The 23,394-nt window shown below is 26.6% G+C and carries 21 protein-coding genes and 2 tRNA genes; 15 read left to right on the top strand and 8 right to left on the bottom strand.

The annotated features are described in order from the left end of the window. The 4 genes from X275_RS09005 to X275_RS11395 all read right to left on the bottom strand — a co-directional run. Positions 1-706: AAA family ATPase (locus tag X275_RS09005; protein WP_047268501.1), on the bottom strand; the 706-nt coding region annotated here is incomplete at its 3' end. A gap of 575 nt (positions 707-1,281) precedes the next feature. After that, complete coding sequence (locus X275_RS09010) at positions 1,282-2,580, bottom strand: chemotaxis protein CheW (protein WP_047268502.1); 1,299 nt, start codon at positions 2,578-2,580, stop codon at positions 1,282-1,284. 59 nt (positions 2,581-2,639) lie between these two features. Further along, positions 2,640-4,814, bottom strand: coding sequence for a methyl-accepting chemotaxis protein (locus X275_RS09015; RefSeq protein ID WP_047268503.1), 2,175 nt, complete (start codon positions 4,812-4,814; stop codon positions 2,640-2,642). Between the two features lie 13 nt (positions 4,815-4,827). Beyond that, positions 4,828-6,873, bottom strand: a complete 2,046-nt coding sequence (locus X275_RS11395) for an HD domain-containing phosphohydrolase (protein ID WP_084825170.1) — start codon at positions 6,871-6,873, stop codon at positions 4,828-4,830. A 421-nt stretch (positions 6,874-7,294) separates the two neighbouring features. On the opposite strand from X275_RS11395, the gene X275_RS09025 reads away from it, so the two are divergent. The 8 genes from X275_RS09025 (at position 7,295) to X275_RS09060 (ending at position 14,470) form a co-directional block, all read left to right on the top strand. Continuing rightward, a complete protein-coding gene (locus X275_RS09025; protein WP_047268504.1) occupies positions 7,295-7,510 on the top strand; it encodes a helix-turn-helix transcriptional regulator in 216 nt (71 codons plus the stop codon). A 17-nt stretch (positions 7,511-7,527) separates the two neighbouring features. Next, positions 7,528-8,007: a hypothetical protein gene (locus X275_RS09030; protein ID WP_047268505.1), complete on the top strand. Its 480-nt coding sequence runs from the start codon at positions 7,528-7,530 to the stop codon at positions 8,005-8,007. A gap of 137 nt (positions 8,008-8,144) precedes the next feature. Further along, on the top strand, positions 8,145-8,918 hold the full coding sequence (locus tag X275_RS09035) for a ZIP family metal transporter (RefSeq protein ID WP_047268506.1): 774 nt from the start codon (positions 8,145-8,147) through the stop codon (positions 8,916-8,918). 5 nt (positions 8,919-8,923) lie between these two features. After that, the gene (locus X275_RS09040) at positions 8,924-9,763 is read left to right on the top strand and encodes an EamA family transporter (protein ID WP_047268507.1); all 840 of its coding nucleotides are present in this window, start codon (positions 8,924-8,926) and stop codon (positions 9,761-9,763) included. Positions 9,764-9,908: 145 nt separating this feature from the next. After that, positions 9,909-10,877 carry a potassium channel beta subunit family protein gene (locus tag X275_RS09045; protein WP_047268508.1) on the top strand — a complete coding sequence of 323 codons (969 nt, stop codon included), beginning with the start codon at positions 9,909-9,911 and terminating at the stop codon, positions 10,875-10,877. A gap of 140 nt (positions 10,878-11,017) precedes the next feature. Then, complete coding sequence (locus tag X275_RS09050) at positions 11,018-11,659, top strand: peroxiredoxin (protein WP_047268509.1); 642 nt, start codon at positions 11,018-11,020, stop codon at positions 11,657-11,659. Between the two features lie 116 nt (positions 11,660-11,775). Next, a complete protein-coding gene (locus tag X275_RS11180; RefSeq protein WP_052913805.1) occupies positions 11,776-13,995 on the top strand; it encodes an HD domain-containing phosphohydrolase in 2,220 nt (739 codons plus the stop codon). After that, positions 13,979-14,470: an adenosine-specific kinase gene (locus X275_RS09060; RefSeq protein WP_047268510.1), complete on the top strand. Its 492-nt coding sequence runs from the start codon at positions 13,979-13,981 to the stop codon at positions 14,468-14,470. The genes X275_RS11180 and X275_RS09060 overlap by 17 nt, the downstream gene beginning before the upstream one ends. Before the next feature lie 59 nt (positions 14,471-14,529). Here X275_RS09060 and X275_RS09065 read toward each other — a convergent pair. After that, a tRNA-Pro gene (locus X275_RS09065) sits at positions 14,530-14,605 on the bottom strand. 89 nt (positions 14,606-14,694) lie between these two features. On the opposite strand from X275_RS09065, the gene X275_RS09070 reads away from it, so the two are divergent. Then, positions 14,695-16,512 (top strand): heme NO-binding domain-containing protein, encoded by a 1,818-nt coding sequence (locus X275_RS09070; RefSeq protein ID WP_047268511.1) that lies wholly within the window; start codon positions 14,695-14,697, stop codon positions 16,510-16,512. A gap of 13 nt (positions 16,513-16,525) precedes the next feature. Beyond that, positions 16,526-17,329 carry a hypothetical protein gene (locus X275_RS09075; RefSeq protein WP_047268512.1) on the top strand — a complete coding sequence of 268 codons (804 nt, stop codon included), beginning with the start codon at positions 16,526-16,528 and terminating at the stop codon, positions 17,327-17,329. Between the two features lie 71 nt (positions 17,330-17,400). Here X275_RS09075 and X275_RS09080 read toward each other — a convergent pair whose 3' ends face one another. Together X275_RS09080 and X275_RS09085 are read right to left on the bottom strand one after the other, a co-directional pair. Further along, positions 17,401-17,673 (bottom strand): stage V sporulation protein S, encoded by a 273-nt coding sequence (locus X275_RS09080; RefSeq protein ID WP_047266852.1) that lies wholly within the window; start codon positions 17,671-17,673, stop codon positions 17,401-17,403. Between the two features lie 50 nt (positions 17,674-17,723). After that, positions 17,724-17,800 (bottom strand) — tRNA-Arg (locus tag X275_RS09085). 80 nt (positions 17,801-17,880) lie between these two features. Between X275_RS09085 and X275_RS09090 the strand changes: the two genes are divergently transcribed. The 5 genes from X275_RS09090 (at position 17,881) to X275_RS09110 (ending at position 22,784) form a co-directional block, all read left to right on the top strand. Further along, positions 17,881-18,393 carry a metallophosphoesterase family protein gene (locus X275_RS09090; RefSeq protein WP_084825172.1) on the top strand — a complete coding sequence of 171 codons (513 nt, stop codon included), beginning with the start codon at positions 17,881-17,883 and terminating at the stop codon, positions 18,391-18,393. Next, positions 18,378-19,352 carry an ExsB family transcriptional regulator gene (locus X275_RS09095; RefSeq protein ID WP_047268513.1) on the top strand — a complete coding sequence of 325 codons (975 nt, stop codon included), beginning with the start codon at positions 18,378-18,380 and terminating at the stop codon, positions 19,350-19,352. Before X275_RS09090 ends, X275_RS09095 begins: the two co-directional genes overlap by 16 nt. Positions 19,353-19,405: 53 nt before the next feature. Beyond that, positions 19,406-20,836 (top strand): apolipoprotein N-acyltransferase, encoded by a 1,431-nt coding sequence (gene lnt, locus X275_RS09100; protein WP_047268519.1) that lies wholly within the window; start codon positions 19,406-19,408, stop codon positions 20,834-20,836. A 221-nt stretch (positions 20,837-21,057) separates the two neighbouring features. After that, positions 21,058-21,882: a DUF4382 domain-containing protein gene (locus X275_RS09105; protein ID WP_047268514.1), complete on the top strand. Its 825-nt coding sequence runs from the start codon at positions 21,058-21,060 to the stop codon at positions 21,880-21,882. Between the two features lie 14 nt (positions 21,883-21,896). Then, positions 21,897-22,784: a bifunctional enoyl-CoA hydratase/phosphate acetyltransferase gene (locus tag X275_RS09110; protein ID WP_047266855.1), complete on the top strand. Its 888-nt coding sequence runs from the start codon at positions 21,897-21,899 to the stop codon at positions 22,782-22,784. Positions 22,785-22,882: 98 nt separating this feature from the next. Here X275_RS09110 and X275_RS09115 read toward each other — a convergent pair. Then, positions 22,883-23,394, bottom strand: a 512-nt coding sequence (locus tag X275_RS09115) for a PD-(D/E)XK nuclease domain-containing protein (protein ID WP_047268496.1), incomplete at its 5' end; no start/stop codon positions are given.

Consider the following 23,394-nt stretch of genomic DNA (forward strand, 5'->3'; position numbering starts at 1 on the left):
CTGGTGCTAATGTTATATTCATTGTTATGTTAAATCCACTGGTTAATGAATCGAGCATTATTGGACTTACACCTGTCATGAATAGTCTTTCTATTATTGTTTTTGTTCCTTTTTTTATTTCTTCGTAGAATTTTCTTACAAATCCATGTTTCGTTACGCTGTCTTTGAATAAATCAAGGTTAAAACTCAATAATTCATTTGCAAAGTGATCATATTCGTCTATTAATAAGTATATCGGTTTTCTTATTTCATTCTTTATTCCATCAAGAAATGAACCAAGAATATCTGCTGGTTCTGTTAGTTCTTTTTCTATTTTGGTTTTTATATTATATTCATATTTGAAATTATCAAGAGAACGTATAACTTTATTTTTAAAACTATTTATTAATTTTTCTTTATTTTCTGTTTGTATTCCAGAAAAGTCCATATACAATATATAATAACTGTTTTTTAATGGTGTTGGATTTTTTCCTATGTATAATTTTCCAAATAATTTTTCAAATTTCTCTGCATAATTGATATCATAATACTTTGAAAGTGTATCTAAGAACAATGTTTTTCCAAATTTCCTTGGCCTTAAAAACACTATATTTTTTTCATTTAATGATTCTAATTTTTCTATATATTCTGTTCTATCTATGTAATAATAATTTTGCATTATTACTCTTTCAAAGTTTTGTTCTCCATATGGTATTTTTTTTCTCATGGCTCACCTCCACATGACATACCTCCGGTAGGGGTTAGGATTAAAAATTGGATTTTAATTAAAATTGAGCTATCGCTCACCTCCAGTGTTACACGCCTACGGCGGGTTATAGGATTTAAATTTAATATTTTAAATAAAAACTTTTCAATATTTTCAAAAAAATATTCAAACCTTCGGTAGGGATTAGGATAAAAATTTAAGATTTTAAAATTAAAAAACTATTAAATAATTACGGTGTAATTATTTAACCTACGGTGGGGTATAGGATTAAGATTTAAGATTTTAAAATTTAAACTCTTTAATATTTTCAAAGAAAATATTCACGTCTATGGCGGGTTATTTGAGGTTATTCTTATATTTGATATCTATATCTATTATATCATAATTATTCTATTCTCATCTTTGCAATAATATCTTTATTTTAATTTTTTTATCTTAATATCAACATGAATTTAAAATATTGTTTTAGAATAATAAAAAACCAAACATCCTATTTGGATATTTGGTTTTTTGTCTTTGAAGTAAAGATTCATTTTTATAAAAATAACGCTCAAACAATTTTTCAATGCTACTATCTAAACATTCAGTTTTTCAATATCAATAATAAAAGTCAAATTAGAATTTTGATTGATTATACTTTTTAAATACTTACCATTAGAAGTTTCTGACATAACCTCAGCTGGTACTTTTTCTATTTTACTTTTATTTACTCTTGTAATTTCCTCTACTTCATCTACAATTAATCCAAAATCTTTTTCTTTTCCTTTTACTATTATTATATTTTTTGAGTTTATGCTTTTTCCATTAAACTTTTCATTTAAATTTATCAGAGGTATTATTTCACCTCGAATATTCACTACATCATTAACGTTCTCGTTTCCTAACACTGTGACTTCTCTTACTTTTTCTATCTCTATTGCATATTTTTCATCAATTAATTTAAAAATTAAAAACAATTTTGATTCATCAATTGTTTCTTCATTTTTTTTATTTTCATCTAATACAATTTTTTCTATTTCTATCCCCAATTCATCAAAAATTTTTCCTAAATTTAAAAGTGTAATTATTTCACCATTTAAATTTATCACCCCTATAACTTTCGAGTTTTTCGAGGTTACAGGCAATTTGTTTATAGACTCTATTTCTACACTTGTAATATTTTTAACTTCTTCTACATGAAGACCAAATTTTGTACCATTGATTTTTATAATTATTAATTCTTTTAAAGCTAAATTATTTTTTTTAAATAGCGCATTTAAATCTATAATTTGTATTATTTCGCCTCTTAATGTCATAACCCCTTTTACGAAATTAGGCATATCTGGAATAGAGTAAATCTTTGGTTTCTTTACTATTTCCTGCACATTTTCTACTGGAATAGCCATTATTTCATTTCCTAATTTAAACTTTAAAATTTGAATTAACTCCTCATGCTTATATTTTATATGTTTATCTAATGTTTCTTTTTTATAATCTTTAAAATTACCTTCAAAAAGTCTATCTATTTCTATAACTTTATACAAATGTTCATTTTTTCTAATAACTGTTGAAAATTTATCATTATTTATTTTTTCTATTTCCTGATCTTCAACATCTATTATCTCAGAAGTATCATCAACTATAATGCCCAAATTACTTCCTTTTTTTGTTAAAATAACAATTTTTGAATCACTTAAAATAGTGTTTCCAAGATTAAGTTTATCTTTAAGATTCATTATAGGTATAGTTTTATTTCTTAAATTAATAACCCCTATTATGTAATTATCAGAACCCGGAACTTTTACAATATTTTCATATTTCACAACTTCTTGAACATTAATCATAGGTATTGCATATTTTTCTTTATCTAAAATAATACTTATATATTGTGGCATTTTCTCACCACCTTTTAAATTTTATTTACTTTTTTACTCATTTACATTATACTACATTTTTATTGAATAATAAATTTAGAAGAAATTTTTTGAAGATCTTCAGCTAGCTCATTAAGCTTTTGACTTTCCTTTGCAACTTCTTCTGCACCTTCTCTTTCTTGCTCTATTGAATTAACAATATGCTTTATTTTTTCAGTTATTTCTATCACGCTCTTTGTAACATGAGACACTGCACCTGCCATTTCTTCTGTTGCTGCACTTTGTTCTTCTGCAGCAGCAGTTATGTTTTCTGATAATTGTTTTACTATTTCTATTTTATTTGCTATTTCTTGGAATTGTTTATTCGTATTTTCCACTATTGTTGTTGTTCTTTCAACCTCTTCATTTGCTTCTTTAGTAGCTTCATTTGCTTTATTTGCATTTATCTGAATCTCTTTCAATATTTCTTCTATTTTTTCTGTCGCTTTTCTACTTTCTTCTGCTAATTTTCTAATTTCATCTGCAACTACTGCAAATCCTTTTCCTGCTTCTCCTGCTCTTGCAGCTTCTATTGCTGCGTTTAGCGCAAGAAGATTTGTCTGTTCTGTTATATTTCCTATTGTTTCTACTATTTCTCCTATATTTTGTGCTTTATTTGCAAGTGAAGATACAATATCAGCCACATTTTCTGTTTGTTTAACAACTCCTGTCATACTTTCTACAACTTTTTCCATACTCTTTTGCCCTTCATGAGCATAATCGGATGTTTCCTCTGCACTATTACTCATTTCTTGTGTTGATTTTGATACATTTTGAGAACTTGCTGCAACTTCTTCTATCCCAGAAGATACTTCTTCTATTGCTGATGATAATGATTCAGTGTTTTCTTTTATTACTTCTGACTGAGAAGAAATTTCTTGTGCATTCGCACTATTTTCTTCTGATATTGCAGCTAAATCTGTTGATGAATTGTTTAATGATTCTGAAACACTAACAATCTCTTTTATTGAATTTCTTAACTTTTCAACCATAATGTTTAACGATTTTGAAAGTTCTGCTATTTCATCTTTTCCTTTTACATTAAGCTCTATTGTCAAATCACCATTTGCTACTTTTTCAAATGTTTCCACAGCTATTTTTAATGGTTTTACAAGATTTCTGGTAAATATAACACTGATAAATGTACTTACAATTACTATAATTATCAATGTAATAATACTTATATATATTATATACTTAACATTCTTTGTTGCTTCGTTATAGTCTATTTCTCCAATTATTGCCCATTTTAATTCATTGTGTTCAAATGGTATATATGCGCTTATTACTTTTATACCTCTATAATCATTTATTATTTTCCATCCAAAGTTATCATTTAAAGCTTCTTTTACTGTTTCTGTTTTTACCTCTTTTTTTAATATTGTATTATCTTCAAATCTTGAGTTACTTCTCATAAGATAGTCAGGACCTACCGCATATGTTTCTCCAGATTCACCCATTCCAGTTTTTTCCTGTAATACTGCATCTATTTTATCTATTGGTAATTGAATTATAAAATAACCTACAACTTTATCTTCATTTTTTAGTGGTAGTCCTGCGAAAGCTGCAGGCGCTCCATGAGAAGGGGCATATGGTTCAAAGTCAACATAATGAATCTTATTATCATCGTTATTTTTCAATTCTCTAAATAATTTTGCAATATTTGTATCTTTCCATTCTCCATTTAAAAGGTTCGTTGCAAAATCACGTTCTTTAAAATATGTATAAACAATATCTCCATCTAAACTAACAAGAAAAACATCATATAATCCTTTTGTATCTATAAATTTTTTTATTGTTGGATGAATGCTCTTATGAAGAGAATTATATTCTTTTAGTTGTTCTTTATAATTTCCAGATAGTTCAGTTAATTTATATTTTTCGCCTACAGGATAAGGATTATCTGTAATATACGCCTTTTGCAATAATTCTTTTGGGTTTCCATAGTTTTTTTCAAGGTTATGATATATTTCTTCAAATTTCACTACATCTTGGATCATTATTTTCCTTGTGGCATTTAATATAAGAAAGTCATCAATACTATTAAAATACTGGTTTAATGATATTTCAACTTTTTTGGATACAGCTAAAAGTTTTTCAGCATTTGATTCAATTAGAGTTTTTGATGAGATGTTTACAGAGAAAAGGGTTAATACAGTTACAGATAATATTGTTATTCCCAATACTAAAATTAAAATTTTTCCGGATAATTTCATAATCTTCCCCCCACTATAGAATTTTATAAATTTCTTTAACCACCAAATGATATTGTTTAAAAATCCCAAGAATTTTCGGATGAAAATGTGAAGGCTCAACTCTTCCATCACCTTCTGTTATTATTCTATAAGCAGTATCGTGTGAAAATCTTTTTTTATATGTTCTTTCTGAACGTAAAGCATCGTATATATCAGCTAATGAAACAATTTGTGCTTCTATTGGTATTTCTCCATTTTTCAATCCAAATGGGTAACCACTTCCATCATATTTTTCATGATGATAAAGAGCTATATTTTTTGCTGTTTCAAAATATGGATCATCTAATAATTTAACGGCATATATTGTATGCATTTTTATTTCTTCAAACTCTTCATCTGATAAACTTTCTGTTTTTCTTAATAACGATCTATCTGTAAATATTTTTCCGATATCATGAAGAGGAGCAAAACTTTCTATTTCTTCCAATTTTTCTTCATTTAATCCCAATTTTTCTGCTATAAATCTTGAAATTTTTCCAACTCTGTATATATGATTACCTGTAATATCATCATGTGCTTCTGCTATTATTGAAAGTTTTGTTGCAAATCTTAAATACGCATTTTTTACTTCTCTTGTTAAAGATTTTTCCATCCAAAAAGCCTTTATTAAATTTCCAAATCCATCTAAAAGTTTAAATGAATTTTCAGAAAAATGTTTATTGCTGCTTTTATCAATATCCAATGAAATTTTAATCCATAAATCTTTGTTTAATTGTATTTCTTTAACCAAAGTTTCTTTTATGGGAACAGTTGCTTTTAACAATAGTTCAATATCTTTTTCAGAAAAATATTCACTTTTTTCAGTATAAAGAATATTTTCAACAATCCTTATATTTTCTTTGTTTGGTATATTCCCTATTAACGATTTTATTTTTTTTAATTTATTAATATCATGCCCTCGAGCAGCAATAAACCTTGTTTGTTTCTTTTTTGCATCAATTAATATAATACTTCCATAATCTGCTTCAGGTATTATACTTATTGCAACATCTAAAATTTGTTTGTAAAATTCATTTATTGAAATTGAAGGTTTCATATTTGACATAATTTCTATCATTTTCATAATATTATTTGAAAATTCCTCATTTTTCTTATACAAATCTTCTAACTCTTCGGTAATTGCTATTAATTCTTCATTTGTTGATTCTAATTTTTCATTCTTTTCTCTTAATTCTTTGGTAGCTTTTAATAATGATTTTCTATATATGTAAATCATTAATAGGGTTATAAATAAAATAAAAATTCCTATAAATAATATCCAAAAAATCCACTGAGGGATCTCATTTGTAATATTTAAAAAGTATTTATTTAATAATTTATAATAAATAGAAGATTCATCGTCTTTCCATTTATTTAAATAATGGTCTATTATTTGTATAATATTTGGATCTATATCTTTTTTAAATCCATATTTTATGTCAACAGGAAAAAAAGAGATTGAAGTTTTTCGAAGATTATAAACTTTTCCATTGTAAGTTCTACTAACAACACCAGCATAAGCAACTTTCCTTTTTACTGCTTCTAGAACTTCTTTATAGGAAGAATATTCAAGAAAATTTATATGTAAATGCAAGTTTTTAGATAGGTTTTTAATTCCATCTTTTCCTGCATAATAAATATCATCTTTTACAACAGCTATCTGTTTATATCTTAAATCCAATATTGAATTAAAATTGCTATCATTAGTATATAAAACACCCCAATTTGCAAAAACGGTCTCGTTATTAAATTTTATGTTTTTTTCACGTTCTTCTGAATACGCAATATCAACAAGAATATCTATCTTTCCTTCTTTTAAATCTTTATATAATCTATCAAAAGCATCAAATTTATACGTAATTTTCCATTTTTCACGTTTTGAAATTTCTAATATTAAATCAACAACAAATCCACTATACTCATTATTTTCATAATAAGTTAAAGGTGGATTATTGTATACTCCTATTATTAAATTTTCAGAAAAGGATGTTGTGATAATAAAAAATATAATAAATAAAAAATAGTTTATTTTATGATTCAACTAACATCCCTCTTTTCGATATATGAATTTTTTTGACCTAAATGTTAATTTTTTTTTTTTTTTTTTTTTTTTTTTTTTTTTTTTTTTTTTTTTTTTGAATTATAAAAAAACAACTTTTCAATTAAATTACATTATAGCAAATTAAAAGTAAAGAAATGACATATAATCGTTGCTTAATATTAATATAAAAATGTATTTGATTCATTTTTATAATTAGAAAAAATGTTACACTATCTTTAAATAATTCAAGATTGAAATTCGATAATTCATTTTAGACATTCTAATTCATTTGTAAAATAATCATATTCGTCTGTAACTAAACAAAATCGTATACATTTAGAAATATAATATTAATATTAAATATCAAAAATACTTGACATTTTGTCAAGTAAGTTTTATAATTATAATAGGAGGGAGTTTTATGAAAAATAAATTAAAGATATATAGAGCAATGTTTGATATAACTCAAGAGGAATTAGCAAAAAAAATAGGAGTTTCACGACAAACAATTAATTATATAGAAAAAGGTAAATATTCTCCATCAGTATCATTAGCTTTAAAATTGGCATATTTTTTTAATTGTAAAGTGGAAGATTTATTTGTTTTAGAAAAAGAAGATTTAAATGAAAGAACTTAACGAAAGGAGTGAGAAAAATGAAAAAAATTATTATTATTTTTATTTTGATTTTGTCAATATTCTCCTTTTCTAACATTTTTTCTTATACAGTAGGAATAGCAGTATCTGGTGCATTATTTCCATATTTTGGTGTTTGTTATAATATTGATAGTATTCAAATTGGAGGCTCCTTAGGTTTTATATTAGAACCAGATAAAAAAAATCCTGAGCAATGGAATTATTTGTTTTCACCAGCTTTAAATGTAGACTATTTCATTACAAAAAATTTGTCTATAGGACTTAACAGCAGGATATTGATTGTTGTCCCATATCAATATGAACAACTATATTTATCCGGAATTGGTGTAAAATATGGATTTCCATTAAATAATAATAAAATTAATTTATCTTTATCAGGAAATTTTGTACTTCCAATAAGTGCTGGAGAAAGAACATGGGAAAAAGACAGAGAGCTATATATTCCAATTCCTTTTTTACAAGGAGAATATGAATTTTGAGGCGAAAGCCTCATTTTTTTATTTATATCACAGCATAATTTAATCACTATAGAGAAAATTTTAGACACTCTTATAACTTTTTTTAAAATATGATATAATAAGAGTAAATAAAAAATTAATTTTATGGAGGTGAATATATGGAATTAACTGGAAGTCAGATATTTATGTATGGAGCATTAGCGAGTTTAATAGCTGGTAGTGCTACATCACTTGGTGCATTGCCGATTTTTTTTATGAAAAAAACAATGACAGAAAAACAACTTGATATGGCATTAGGCTTTGCAGCAGGAGTTATGCTTGCTGCGACAATGTTTTCATTAATTGTTCCGGCAATAGATTTAGGTGGAATTACTATTACAGTAATAGGTATAATAGTAGGAGCGGTAATTTTAGAATTAATGGACACATTTGCTCCACATGAACATTTTTTAAAAGGGCATGAAGGGCCAAATATGGATGTTGTAAAGAAAGTATGGCTTTTTGTAATTGCTATAACTTTGCATAATTTTCCTGAAGGTATGGCAGTTGGAGTTAGTTTTGGCGGTGGCACAACAGATATGATAAAAAATGGTATAGTTGTAGCAACCGCAATAGGTATTCAAAATATTCCAGAAGGTACAGCAACGGCAGTATCCTTTTTAAAAGCAGGATATACTAAGAAACAAGCTTTTTGGTATTCTGCATTTTCTGGATGGGTTGAACCAATAGGTGGAATAATTGGAGCGGGATTTATTGTATTAATGAGACCAGCATTGCCGTTTTTCCTTGCTCTTGCAGCGGGTGCTATGTTGTATGTTATTAGCGATGAAATTATTCCAGAAACACATTCACATGGTTATGAAAGGGCTGCAACTTTTTCTTTAATTATTGGGTTTTTATTAATGATGATACTTGATAATGCATTAGGATGATTAAAATGGTGTATTTATGGTTAATCATAAGAATAACATTATTAGGTTATGAAAGAATTGCAGGTAAAAAAATAGCAACCCATGAAGATGAAATACTTTCTTCGTGGGCTTTTTTCTTTTTTTCATTTTTGGCATTTTTCCCATTTTTTAATTATATAACGATATTGTCATTAAAATCAGCAATATTTAGTGGCACCATCTATTCATTATCATTTTTTTTATATGTTTATGCCTTAGCAAATGAAGATACCTCTGTAATTGCACCGCTATATAATATGAATGTTATATTCTTGATTATAACAACAGCTATATTTTTAAATGAAAAAATAACAATTACCAAAATATTAGGAAGTTTATTAATGCTATATGGCGTTTCATATTTAAAAAAGGACATTAATTTAAAAGAATCATATAAGAATATTCTTAAAAGTAAAGGCGCTGTTTCCATGTTACTATCCTCAGGTTTAATGGCAATTGGTCGAACAATTGATGGATATTTTGTTAAAAATATAGATTCGCTGAGTTATTCTATATCAATATATTTAATTGTAAGCATATACTTTTTTATAATAACTATTATAAAGTATAAATCAATAAAACCACATATAAATATAATTAAAAGAAAATTTTCTTCTCTAATAAGCGGCGGTATTTCAAATGCATATTCATATATTGCTTTGCTAAATATGTTCAAATATATTGATGTAAGTATTGCCGAACCTATATCAATGACTTCATCTTTAATAACAGCTTTTTTTGCAAAAGTTATTTTTAAAGAAAAAGTTGCTATCAGAGTTTTTGGAACTATTCTATTAATATTTGGTGCATTTATAATATACCTATAATCATTAGGATGTCAAAAAAGTCTCAAATTAAAAAATTGGTTTTTAATAAAAAACTTTTGAGCTATCGCTCTCCTAAAATATTTTGATATTAAAAATAAATATGTTATAATTAGTATAACAAACTAAATTTAAGGGGGAAGATTTTATGGAATATAGAAGACTTGGAAAAGCGGGAATAAAGGTAAGTGAATTATCTTTTGGTTCATGGTTAACATTTGGCAATCAGTTAGATGTTGAAAATGTAAAAGCCTGTATGAAAGAAGCATTTAATCACGGAGTTAACTTTTTCGATAATGCTGAAGCATATGCAAATGGATTATCTGAATCTCTAATGGGTATGGCTTTAAAAGAATATAAAAGAACAGATTTAGTAATTTCTACAAAAATTTTCTGGGGTGGAAATGGACCAAATGATAGAGGCTTATCGAGAAAACATTTATTAGAAGGAACATGGAATTCATTAAAAAGATTACAATTAGACTATGTAGATTTAATTTTCTGTCACAGACCTGATCCAGAAACTCCTATAGAAGAAACAGTTTTAGCCATGGATTACATTATTAGAAATGGTTTGGCTATGTATTGGGGAACATCAGAATGGAATGCAGAGCAAATAGAGGCAGCATTTGAAGCAGCTAAAGAATTAAATTGTATTCCACCAACCATGGAACAACCTCAATACAATATGTTTGTAAGAGAAAAAGTTGAAAAAGAGTTTAAGCCTTTATATGAAAAATATGGTTTAGGTTTAACTACATGGAGTCCTTTAGCAAGTGGAATTTTAACAGGAAAATACAATGATGGAATACCAGAAGATAGTAGATTGTCAAGATTTTCTCATTTATCTTCACATTTAAAAGAAAAAGGACTATTAACAGATGAAAATATTGAAAAAGTTAGAAAGTTGTCTGAAATTGCAAAAGATTTAGATGCAACTATGGCTCAATTAGCATTAGCATGGTTATTAAAAAATCAAAATGTTTCAACAGTTATAACAGGTGCAAGTAGAGTAGAACAGGTCAAAGATAATATGAAGGCAGTTGAAATAAAAGAAAAACTTTCAGATGAAATAATGGAAGAAATTGAAAAAATATTGAATAATAAACCAGAATAATTATAATTAAGCAGCTGAGAAATTAGCTGCTTTTTTTAATATATTTGCAAATGTTTTTTAATATTTATAGTTGACTTAAACCAAAAAAAGAGTTATAATAAAAATGAAATAATTACAAAAATAAAATGGAGGTGTTTTAAATGGCAAATATACCATTAATAGGAGAAAAATTCCCAGAATTAGAAGTTGTTACAACACATGGAAAAATGAAATTACCAGAAGCATTTAAAGGAAAATGGTTTGTATTATTTAGTCATCCAGCTGATTTTACACCTGTTTGTACAACAGAATTTGTAGGATTCCAAAAAAGATATGATGAGTTTAAAAAGTTAAACACAGAATTAATAGGTTTAAGTATTGATCAGGTTTTTTCTCATATCAGTTGGATTAACTGGATAAAAGAAAAAATGAATGTAGAAATTCAATATCCTGTTATTGCAGATGACAGGGGGCAAGTAGCAGAAAGATTAGGATTAATCCATGCTTCAGCTTCACACACAGTTAGAGCTGTATTTATTGTAGATCCAAATGGCACTGTAAGAGCAATTATTTATTATCCACCAGAATTAGGAAGAAACTTAGATGAAATTTTAAGAGCAGTAAAAGCACTTCAATTATCTGATAAATCTAAAGCTGCTATGCCTGCAAATTGGCCAAATAACGAATTAATAGGAGACAAAGTTATTATTCCACCAGCTTCAGATGTGAAATCAGCAGAAGAAAGATTAAAGAATTATGAAGGATATGATTGGTGGTTTGTTTATAAAAAATTAGAAGATTAAATAAAAAGGCTCCCGTAGGGAGCTTTTTTATTTTAATCAACTTGTTCAAATTATATTTATTGTAAAAGTATTTTTTATGTTATAATTAAAGAAAAAGATATTCTGGTGGTGAAAATATGTATAGTATAAAAAATGCTTTTATGAGAATTAGCTTTATATATTTTTTAATTCCAATTTTACTATTATCCACATATTTTTCTGCAAAGATTTATTATATGAATATTAGAAATGAAACCACCTTAATAAAATCTAAAATATTAGATTTAAAATCAGTAATAAATTTAAATCTTCAGAATAAAGTAAACTTAATAAATACAGTTTCTAATAAAATAAAAAGCAATGATCATGTTAATATAAATGAAATATTAAAAACAACATACGAATTTTATAAAGCGGATATAGAATACATATTTTTTGCCAATAAATCTGGACAGTTATATATTTATCCTGAAATCAGTATTCCAGAAAATTTTAATCTTAAAGATAAAAAATGGTATAAAGATGCCTTAAAAGAAAATTTTTCTCTTACAAATTCATATGCTGATATTGAAAAAACAAAAATAGTTATAACTATTTCAAAAGCTGTATTTAATGAAAATAACGAATTAATAGGAGTTTTAGCTCTTGATTTAAAATATGATAATTTACTTAAAATATTAAAAACTTTTAATTTAAAAGAAGATGAAAATTTATATATTATAAATAATGACGGGGAAGTTATTTTTAATAATTCTAAAGTAAAGAAAATGAATGATTTAATAAAAAAAGATTTGATAGATATTTTTGGTTCAATAAAAGAAAATGGAAAAACTTTTTATTATGCTAAAATAAATAATATTTATTTAGTCTATCAGTTTAATGATAAAAATATTATTAAAAAGGCTTTTATAAGATCAATTTCTTATTTTTTCTCCTTTGTCATTATAATATTTATTATTCTTTATCTTTTAAAAAGGTATTTAATAAAAGAAATCATATATCCTATAAATGCATTATCCAAAATAACAAAAGATTTTACATTAAATCTTAATAAGCAAAAATTTGAAGGATTTATTTTACCAAAATCGAATCTCCAAGAAATTAATGAAATAAGCATATCTTATAGTAAACTGTTAGGTAGCGTAACTGCTTCTATTACAAATTTAAAAATGTTAAATAATCAGCTAAAGTTGATGTATTACACTAATGAAAAGATTAATAAAACTTTTTATAATTTTTTATCTTTAATAAATCAAATAGATAATGAAAAATTAAATATAGATGAATATTTCAAATCTGTTTTAGAATATTTAATTCTTCATATAAAAGAAGCAAAATATGGAAGTATGTCAATTTTAAAAGATAATAAATGGGAATATATAGCTGCTGTTGGACATGATATTAACATATTAAAATCATTAAATATACCTGTTAATAATTTTGATTTTTCTGATTTCTATGAAACAGTAAAAATTGTAACTTACAATGAAATATTTGAAATAGACAAAGAAAATATCGATACAGAAATTTATAATAGTTTAAAAAAAGCTACAAAAAAATTTGAATATGCAATGTTATATTCTTCAAAATTAGAAGGTTGCTTATTACTTATTTCATTGGAAACACCAGATGAAAAAGGTTTTTCAAATGAAAGTAAAGAAATATTTAAAGCTTATGCAAATCTTGCAAAAATATTTTTAAACAAAAAATTTGAAATGACAAAAATAGAGAATATTTATTTTAAATTTGCAGAAAAGTTAGCCTCTATAGCTGAAGGACATGATGATATCACAGGAAAACATATATATAGAGTAGGAGAAATATCCGCTTTTATTGCAGAAAAAATGGAATACGACAAAAATTTTATTAACAAAATAAGAAAATTTGCACCACTTCATGATATTGGCAAAGTATATGTCCCATATGAAATTCTTACTAAAAAAGATAAACTAACCGATGAAGAATGGGAAGAGATGAAAAAACATCCATTATACTCAAAAAAACTATTATCTGGCGATGATTATTTTAAAGAAGCATTAAATATAGCTTTATATCACCATGAAAATTGTGATGGTAGCGGTTATCCGTTCGGTTTAAAGTGTGATCAAATCCCTATTGAAGCATCAATAGTTAAAATTGCTGATATTTATGATGCTTTAAGGGATAATAGACCCTATAAAAAAGCTTTTTCTCACGAAAAAACTGTTCAAATTATATTAAAAGGAGATAATAGAACAATGCCTGAACATTTTCATCCGGAAATTTTAAAAGTTTTTGAAAAATATCATAATGAAATAAAAATTATTTGGGAAAAAATAAATAAATTCGGAGGTGACATTAATGAATTTAAAATTTGAGGCTGTCGATATCAAATTTCCATCCGATTGTAATGTTATTGTTGGACAATCTCATTTCATAAAAACTGTTGAAGATATATATGAAACTATCGTAACAACAGTTCCACACATGAAATTTGGTCTTGCTTTTAACGAGGCAAGCGGACCACGATTGGTTAGATTTGATGGAAATGATAAAGAATTAATAGAGATAGCTATAGAAAATGCTAAAAATGTTGGAGCAGGACACTTTTTTATTTTGATAATAAGAAACGGATATCCTATAAATATACTCTCGAGATTAAAACAGATTCAGGAAATTGTAAATATTTTTGCAGCAACAGCAAATCCTCTGCAGGTATTGGTAGCTGAAACAGACTTAGGAAGGGGCGTCATTGGAGTAGTTGATGGACAATCGCCATTAGGAATTGAAGGAGAAGAAGATAAAAAGAAAAGATATGAATTTTTAAGAAATATTACTGGTTATAAAAGATAAAACCGGAATTCCGGTTTTATCTTTTATATAAAAAATGCCTGGATTAAATCCAGGCATTTTGGTCGGGGAGACCGGAGTCGAACCGGCGACCTTCAAATCCCGAATTTGACACGCTACCATCTGCGCTACTCCCCGATATACAAATTATATTATAACATAAAATAAAAAATGTGGTATAATTTAATATGAAAATTAATTTAAATTTTATAATAGGAGTTGATACCATGAAAAAATTATTAGTTTTTACATGGATTGAAACATGGGAAAATCTTTTTGGTCAAGATAAAATAGAACAAGTATTGAAGAAAAATAATATTGATAAAACTGATAAAGGAAATCCTTTAGCTGATTTTGATGAAAATTTACTGGAAAAGATTATTAAAGATATTGCAGATTCAGTAGGAATATCTCGTTTTGAAATGATGAAAAAAACTGGTAGAGAAAATATAAATACTTTCTCAAGATGGTATCCTCTTTTCTTTAAAAAACCTTCTGCATTATCGTTCTTAGCAGCAATGGATACCGTCCATTTATTACTAACAAGAAGATTGAAAGGTTTAGTTCCTCCACGCATTATTTATGAACCAATAAATGAAAAAAGTGCTTATTTAACCTATAAATCTAAAAGAGATTTTTCTCCGTATTTTCTTGGACTAATTGAAGGAGTATCTGATTATTTTAATGAAAAAATTGAAGTAATCAAAGTTGAAGAAAAACAGGAAAATGGCTTAAATGTTTTAAAGGTTAAAATTATTGGTGAAAAACCTTATGTAAAAATTGAAAAAATGTCTATTTTTAATATATTATCTTTAGGAATTTTTAAAACATTTGAAAAGTTGTTCGTGGTATTAATGCCTATTTTTGCATTTATAATATCTTATTTTTCTTTTACATTTATTGATAATAAATTATTCGCTGGATTATTTACAGCTATTATTATGGGAATTTTAACTTTTTTAAGTGTTTTTGATTATAGAAAAGGTAGAAATATAATAAAAGATATATTTAAAAATTATGAAAAGAAAAATTTTGATTATCCTGTTGTAGTAAAAGGCGCAAAAGAAATTTCTGAAGTTACCGATGAATTTTACGTATTAACCGATGAATTAAGAAAAATTTTACTTGGAGTTACCGGAGATGTTCAGGAAATTGAGGGTTCTGTAAATTCTGTAACAAACTCTGCTCAAAATTTAAAGGATTTAATTGATACTATGCAGGACCTTGCACAACAGGTTGCAGATACATCAGTACAGATTAGTTCTGATACAGAAAATGTATCTGAAGCTATAAATTCTAATGTTGAAACTTTATCTGAAATAGTAGAAAAAGAGAACGAAATGGTAAATTCTTTGAATAATGCTGTAAAGTCAATAATAAATTCATCTATAAACGTTGAAGAATCCTCTAATGGTATATTGGAAATGAGTGACAGATTTAAACAATTGGTTGATCTTGGAGATAAACTTCAAAATGAAGCAGAACAAATAAAAGAAATTGCAGGAGCTGTTATGAGTATAGCAGAACAAACAAACCTATTAGCTTTAAATGCCGCAATAGAAGCTGCAAGAGCAGGCGAAGCAGGAAAAGGCTTTGCTGTAGTTGCTGATGAAATTAGAAAATTAGCAGAAGAATCAAAAAAATCAGCAAATAATATATCAGAATTTTTAAATTCTGTTTCATCAGGAATAAACGATTTAACTCAAAAACTTACAAATGAATTTGATGAAATGAAAAAACAATCAGAAATGTTAAAACATAATTCAACTGAAAACAAAGTTGCAAGTGAAGAAATTTCAAGAATTTCATCTGAAATGAGCATACTAATATCAAAGTTAAAAGAGGAAGAATCAAAATTGGAAAATACCACACAAAATATAGAAAGCTTGCTGGCAATATCTGAAGAAAGTGCAGCAACAGCACAGGAAATAAGTGCTTCAATACAAAACTTTTTAATCAATACTAAAGAAATATTAGAAGAGGTTGATAAAATCGGTAGTTATATAAAAATTCTTTATGATAATTTTGATGGTATAAATATATAAAGGGGGAATATTTATGAATAATATTGTATATCAATTAGCTATATATCTTGGAACACCTTCATTTTATAATATACTTGGGGATTTGTTACTAAAAGAATCAAAAAGTACAAAAATGCTTATTGTACGTTCAGAAAAGGATAAATGGATTATTCTTGATTCAAAAGGATATAATCCAGAACAATTATCTTATGATACTTTTGAAGAATTACTTCTAAAACTTGAAGAAGTTAATATATTAAGATTTCCATTTAATACATATCTTCTTTTTGATGGAAAATTTAAAGATAAAAATATGATACGAATGATAAGTATGCTATTTGATAAAGAAGAAGAATTATATGAAAAATATAGACTCGAAATGGTTGTTGACAGACTCTCATATCAATTATCCGGTATAGAAAGCATTGTAAAAATGCTATCAAAAAAAATGGACGAAAAAATTTTTATGGATACATTATTAAGCAGTATTTCTGAAATATTTTTTTCCACAGCCGGTTTATACTCTACTGATAGAAAATTACTAAAAAAATTCGGAAAATTAAGCCTTCCAGATGAATTAGAACTTTTCGAAAATATGGAAAAGGATTTAAATGATGGAAAGGCTTTTAATATATTTAATTTTACAGATGAACAAAAAGCATATTACGAAGTATTTAATATAAAATATATTATGCCATATTTAAAAAATGGCACTTTAGATTATATTTTGGTTATATCAAGAGATACTAAATTAGAAAAAGAAGAGGCAGATGTTTTTGAAACTGTACAAAAAATTACAAGGTTTTTCTTTGAAGAAAATACAATAGAACAAGAATAAATTTATATAATATTTGTTGTATATTAAAGTCTCCAATTAAAAAAAGTGCCAGCTGGCACTTTTTTTAATTGTTATGATCTTGGTTGAACAACAAATTTAATAGCTGTTCTTTCTTCACTATCGATTTTAACATCTACAAATGCTGGAATACATACTAAATCAATACCACTTGGCGCAACATACCCCCTTGCAATTGCCACAGCTTTAACTGCTTGGTTAACTGCTCCTGCACCAATAGCCTGAATTTCAGCTTTCCCCTTTTCCCTTATAATTGCGGCTAATGCCCCTGCTATAGCTATAGGTTTTGAGTTCGCAGCAACTTTTAATACTTCTACTTCTGCCATAAATCTTACCTCCCTTTTTTTACTACTATTTCTACGTGTATTAGTGGAATTGGCGCACCTGGAGGGATTTGAACCCCCAACCTGCGGATCCGAAGTCCGACGCTCTATCCAATTGAGCTACAGGTGCGTCTCAACATATATTATACTTTAAATTTTTATTTTAATCAAGCCCCTAAGAAAAATTTTTATATTTTATTCAAAATATGAATGATTTTTTTAAATAAATTTGGTATAATAGCTATGGGTGATAATATGATAAAAATTCTATTGATTTCCGATATACATATTCCAACAAGAAATAGATACGAAAATTTAGAAAAAATTAATTTTTCTGAATATGATTATGTAATAGCGACAGGCGATTTTGTAGAAGAAGATGTTTTGTTTTATTTCCAAGCACAAAAGCCTATATTTTACGGAGTTTTTGGTAATGTTGATTATTATGATATAAAATATGCTTTACCAGAAAAAAGGGTTATAAGATTAGGAAATTATAATATAGGTATGATTCATGGTCATCAAGCTGGTTGGGGCGATCCTGAAAAATTAATAAAAAGATTTCAAAAAATTGATATTCTTATTTATGGGCATTCTCATAGAAAAAGCGATATAATTATCAATGGAATAAGATGTATAAATCCAGGTGCTTTTTGTGAAATGAGTTATGCAAACTTATATATAAGGAGTGATGATATATCATTAAAATGGATGCAAGTTTAAATTTGAAAATAGAACAGATTAAAGCTGAAATAAAAGAAATTGTAAAAGACAATACTTTATATGTAGCTTTTTCTGGAGGAATGGACAGTACCATAGCAGCTTTTTTAGCAAAAGAAGCACTTGGTTCAGAAAAAGTTAAATTAGTAAATGTTTTGTTTGGTCCATTTGCATATTCAAAAAGTATTGAATCTGTGTTAAAAACCGCTAAAGAATTAGGATTAGAAATAGAATTTTCAGACAAACATCAGGCCCAATACAAAATAATGAAAAAAGGACCAAATTGTAATCAATGTACAAAACAGTTAAAAATGTCTGGCGTAAAGGATATTGCAAAAAATAATCTGGTTGCAACAGGAGCCAATCAATCGGACTCGTGGGGGAAAACGTGCATAAAAGTTATGAACAATCTATATTCACCTATTATTGGATTGACAAAAGATGAATTGAGAATGATAGTGAAAAAATATAATTTAAATATAAGACGTGTTGGTGAAAACGCTCACAGAGAGGGATGTAAATTAAAACATTTATTGAAATTATTGATTAATATGGACTATCATGGAAGAGCCGTTTCTTTTGCAAATGAAATAATTCATGATATTTTAGATAAATATGATTATAAACGTGAAATTGCCAACGTAAAAATAATAGGACCTTTATCAAAAAATATAGCTTTAATAAACATCAAGCCACATCCTCCTAAAGAAATATATAACGAGATTGTAGAGATTTTAAAAAACGAAAAAAGCATAGATGAAGTATACTATGTGAATAAACCCATAGAATTAACTGTTATTGCAAATCCAGGAATATATGGAAATGAAGAATCAAAATATTGGATAGAAAAAGGAAGATTGCAACCAGAATTTGCAGCTCCAATAAAAATAGTATGGAAAAAATCTAAAAATGATAGATTATCTACATTTCATGTTGTGGATTTTCGTTTTATAGAGGAGTGATTTTTCTGAATTATTTATTACCAATAATTTCTGGTATATTAACAGGTCTTTCAATGCCCGGAAACCTTTTTTCATTTTTTATCTGGTTTTCTGTAGCCCCATTTTTATATTCATTTTCAAAATCTAAAGGTACCTTTGAAAGATTATTTAAAGTTTTTTTATATTCATATTCTTTAATGTTTTCCACATTATGGTGGGAAATACCTGTGTTGACAAAAAATATTCCAGAGGTAATTAATTCATTTCCAGGGTATATAGGTTTTCTTTCTTTTCTTCTAATGATATTTATTTTAACATTTCCATATTATATTATCTGGTTTTTAGGCGAATTATATTTTAGAAAATCGAGAGTTATAAAATTTAAATCACTCATATTGTTTTCTGTTTTTTCATATGCAGCAGCAGAAATATTAAAAGAATTTGGTGATTTTGCTTTTACAGGAGGTAATCTTTCGGATGCTTTGTATTTACATACTGGATTTTTACAAATTTTACCATATACAGGAACAATCGGATTAACCATTTTAATACTGATTGTTAATTCTATAATAGCCTTTATTCCCAATAGAAATAGGAAAAAATATGCAATTGTAATAATAGGTATATTATATATAATAAATTTTTCTATAAACGAAAAATTACCATTGATAAAAACAGATAAAAACTCCATAAAGGTTAGTGTTTTTCAAACAAATGTTCCACAGGAAGTAAAATATTCCGATAATACTTGGAGCTCATATGTTGAAATATCAAATTATTTACAGGAAAATAATGATAAAACTGATTTGCTAATTTTGCCCGAAGCCGTATTTATAAAAGATATTAGAGATTCCGATATATTCAGAATAATACAGGAAGCTGTAAAAATTTCAAATAAAAATTGGATAATAGGTTTTCCAACTGTTGATTTTGAAAAACGCGAGTTTTATAATAGTGCTTTATATATAAATAAAAATGGAGAAATAGAAAAGATTTATAATAAAATAAAACTAATGCCATTTGCAGAATTTTTGCCATATGAAAGTGTATTTAGAATATTTTCATTCTTTAAACTGGTAAATTATTATACCCCAGGTAAGGAATTTTCCACACTAAATATAAAAGATAAAAGATTTAGTGTTCAAATTTGTTTTGAGACTTATTTTCCTGAAATATCAAGAAACTTTGTAAAAAATGGTGCACAATTTTTAATAGCAATTTCAAATGATGGTTGGTTCAGTCATAAAACAGCATTAATTCAGCATTTTTCAAAGAGTATATTTAGAGCTGTTGAAAATAGAAGAACATTTATTCAGGTTTCAAATACTGGTATTACTGGAATAATCGATAAATATGGTAGAATCGTCAAAACGCTTCCTATTAAAACATATTCAAATGAAAATTTTTATGTTCAGACAGAAAATACAAAAACTTTTTATACACAATATGCTAATGTTATAATAATATTAGTATTAATATTATCAATATTATTTAGTTTAATATAATAAATTACGATGTCTAAAAAGTCAAATTCACTCAGACAGCGATTATCCTTAAAATTATTCATTCTCAGCCGTCGCTCAAACAATACATCGTGTATTGTTTCGCTCAAAATTACTTCCATGTAATTTTGACGGCTTACATTCACAATTTTAAGGGCAATCTTCGAGTCTTCGTTTCATTTGAGACTTTTTAGACAGCCTATAATAAATAAGGGGATGATTTTATGAAAAAATTGTTCATAATTTTGTTAGTATTAATTTCTTTTGTTTTAACTGCATGTTTTGAAACATATTCAAATGATAAAATATCAAAAATAACATTTTATTTAACGGATTCACCAGATGAAAATATTTCAAAAGCAGAAATATTAGTAAAAGAAATAAAATTAACTTCAGATTCAACAACCATTTATTTACTTAATAATGAAACTATAGACTTTCTAACACTTGCTGGAAATTTAAAAAAATTAAAAGATATTTCAATTTATAAAGAAAGTTCGTTAAAAAATTCAAAGATAGAAATAACTCTAGATTCAACAATAGATATAGGAAATAAAGAAATTTCAGTAAACTCCACACAAATTTCTATTGATTTAGATACAACAGACGTCCTTTTTGGTAGGGAGTATAATATTATTATAGATCTTGATTTGGGCGTATCTCTTAATGGTAATATTGAATTCACACCTTTCTTTAGAACTTGGATGGTTTTAGATTCTAATGCAGCATATAAAGATATAGATGGATATGTATATGACAATAAAGATTCCAAAATAGGACAACAAAACAGAGTTGTAGCAATTATGGAAAAACAAGACTTAAATAAAATATTATTATATTCAACAATAACAGATAAAGATGGTTATTTCAAATTTAATAAAATAAAGTTGGATCCATTAAAAAATTTAGAAATAGGAGTTTTACAGTCTAACACTAATGTTGGTTCAGATGATAATCAAAATGTTGATGTCAGCTCTGTTTTAATTTCTGAAAGTTCAACTACGCTAAATTCTAATATAACAACAATAAATTTATATATTGGTGAATAAAAGGGGGTAAAAAAATGAAGACGTTACAGGATGTAATAGAAAAAGCAAAAACTGTTAGTAAAAAAAAGGTAGTGGTTGTTGGTGCAGAAGATAAAGAAGCATTAATAGCTGTGTCAAATGCATATGATGAGGGATTTATTGATCCTGTATTAATAGGTAAAAAAGAAATTATTGAAAAACATCTAAAAGAATTAAATAAAGAATTTGATATTGTTGATGTTAAAACAGAAGAAGAAGCTGCAGAACAAGGAGTAAGGTTGGTATCTTCTGGTGCAGCTGATATTGTAATGAAAGGATTAATAAAAACTTCTAAATTATTAAAAGCTGTATTAAACAAAGAGTGGGGATTAAGAACAGGTAGTGTATTAAGTCACGTAGCATTAATAGAAACAGACGCATTGAATTCGTTAAAATTAGTTACCGATGGTGGTATGATAATAAAACCAACATTAGATCAGAAGGTTGCTATAATAAATAATGCAGTAGAATTAGCTCATTCCATGGGAATAGAAACTCCAAAAGTTGCTTTATTAGCTGCCGTTGAAGTAGTTAATCCAGACATGCCAGAAACACTTGAGGCTGCAATAATAACTCAAATGAATAAAAGAGGGCAAATAAAAGGATGTTTAGTAGATGGTCCATTAGCTCTTGATAATGCTTTAAGTGAAATGGCAGCTAAAATTAAAAAGATAAAAAGTGATGTTGCCGGAAACGCTGATATATTGGTTGTTCCTGATATACATGCAGGAAATGTATTAGGAAAATCTGCAGTATATCTGGCAAATGGAAAAATAGCTGGACTTGTTCTTGGTGCAAAAGCACCTATTGTTATAGTATCAAGGGCTGATACCGCGGAATCAAAATTAGCATCATTGGCATTAGCTGTATTAAAAGCTAATTGAAAACATTTTTGATGAAAGTTAATTGATGAGATTATTGATAAATCCTTATTACAAAATCCCCATGAATGGGGATTTTGTTAATTCAAGATTGTGTGCAGTTATATCTTTTCTATTATATAATCATCAATATTCCTTTTTTCTGAATCTATGTTTATCCCTATTATATATATTTCTTTTCCTTTGTATTTTTCATAATATTTCTTTTCTTTTATCTGGTTTATTGCATCAATTGCGCTTTTATCCACTTTTATTTCAAAAAGATATATCCTTTCATCAAAATCTATTACAAGGTCACTTCGTCCTAAGTTTGTTAATTCTTCTGCTTTTACATCTATTCCTGCTGATGCTATTATTGTAAATATCAATGAGTGATAATACTTTTCTTCTTTTTTGTGTAAGTTATACGGTATTGCACTTATTATTTTCTTTATTTCTTCTATTAATCCTTTTATGTCATTTTCCGCTATTTTTATGTATATTTCATTTACTATTTCTAATTCATCTTCTTTTAGTCCATAGTTTGCTTCTAATATTAGTTTTGAGAATGAGTTTTTTACTTCCAGATTTGGATAGTCAAGTATATATTTTTTCACTAATCCATATCTCTTTA

The sequence above is a fragment of the Marinitoga sp. 1197 genome (assembly GCF_001021165.1).
Taxonomy (GTDB): Bacteria; Thermotogota; Thermotogae; order Petrotogales; family Petrotogaceae; genus Marinitoga.

What these genes read in the sequence shown, in the direction of transcription:
- X275_RS09010 (WP_047268502.1), bottom strand. Translation starts at nt 2,580, where the DNA reads ATGCCACAATATATAAGTATTATTTTAGATAAAGAAAAATATGCAATA.
- X275_RS09015 (WP_047268503.1), bottom strand. Translation starts at nt 4,814, where the DNA reads ATGAAATTATCCGGAAAAATTTTAATTTTAGTATTGGGAATAACAATA.
- X275_RS09025 (WP_047268504.1), top strand. Translation starts at nt 7,295, where the DNA reads ATGAAAAATAAATTAAAGATATATAGAGCAATGTTTGATATAACTCAA.
- X275_RS09030 (WP_047268505.1), top strand. Translation starts at nt 7,528, where the DNA reads ATGAAAAAAATTATTATTATTTTTATTTTGATTTTGTCAATATTCTCC.
- X275_RS09035 (WP_047268506.1), top strand. Translation starts at nt 8,145, where the DNA reads ATGGAATTAACTGGAAGTCAGATATTTATGTATGGAGCATTAGCGAGT.
- X275_RS09040 (WP_047268507.1), top strand. Translation starts at nt 8,924, where the DNA reads ATGGTGTATTTATGGTTAATCATAAGAATAACATTATTAGGTTATGAA.
- X275_RS09045 (WP_047268508.1), top strand. Translation starts at nt 9,909, where the DNA reads ATGGAATATAGAAGACTTGGAAAAGCGGGAATAAAGGTAAGTGAATTA.
- X275_RS09050 (WP_047268509.1), top strand. Translation starts at nt 11,018, where the DNA reads ATGGCAAATATACCATTAATAGGAGAAAAATTCCCAGAATTAGAAGTT.
- X275_RS11180 (WP_052913805.1), top strand. Translation starts at nt 11,776, where the DNA reads ATGTATAGTATAAAAAATGCTTTTATGAGAATTAGCTTTATATATTTT.
- X275_RS09060 (WP_047268510.1), top strand. Translation starts at nt 13,979, where the DNA reads ATGAATTTAAAATTTGAGGCTGTCGATATCAAATTTCCATCCGATTGT.
- X275_RS09070 (WP_047268511.1), top strand. Translation starts at nt 14,695, where the DNA reads ATGAAAAAATTATTAGTTTTTACATGGATTGAAACATGGGAAAATCTT.
- X275_RS09075 (WP_047268512.1), top strand. Translation starts at nt 16,526, where the DNA reads ATGAATAATATTGTATATCAATTAGCTATATATCTTGGAACACCTTCA.
- X275_RS09080 (WP_047266852.1), bottom strand. Translation starts at nt 17,673, where the DNA reads ATGGCAGAAGTAGAAGTATTAAAAGTTGCTGCGAACTCAAAACCTATA.
- X275_RS09090 (WP_084825172.1), top strand. Translation starts at nt 17,881, where the DNA reads ATGATTTTTTTAAATAAATTTGGTATAATAGCTATGGGTGATAATATG.
- X275_RS09095 (WP_047268513.1), top strand. Translation starts at nt 18,378, where the DNA reads ATGGATGCAAGTTTAAATTTGAAAATAGAACAGATTAAAGCTGAAATA.
- lnt (WP_047268519.1), top strand. Translation starts at nt 19,406, where the DNA reads ATGCCCGGAAACCTTTTTTCATTTTTTATCTGGTTTTCTGTAGCCCCA.
- X275_RS09105 (WP_047268514.1), top strand. Translation starts at nt 21,058, where the DNA reads ATGAAAAAATTGTTCATAATTTTGTTAGTATTAATTTCTTTTGTTTTA.
- X275_RS09110 (WP_047266855.1), top strand. Translation starts at nt 21,897, where the DNA reads ATGAAGACGTTACAGGATGTAATAGAAAAAGCAAAAACTGTTAGTAAA.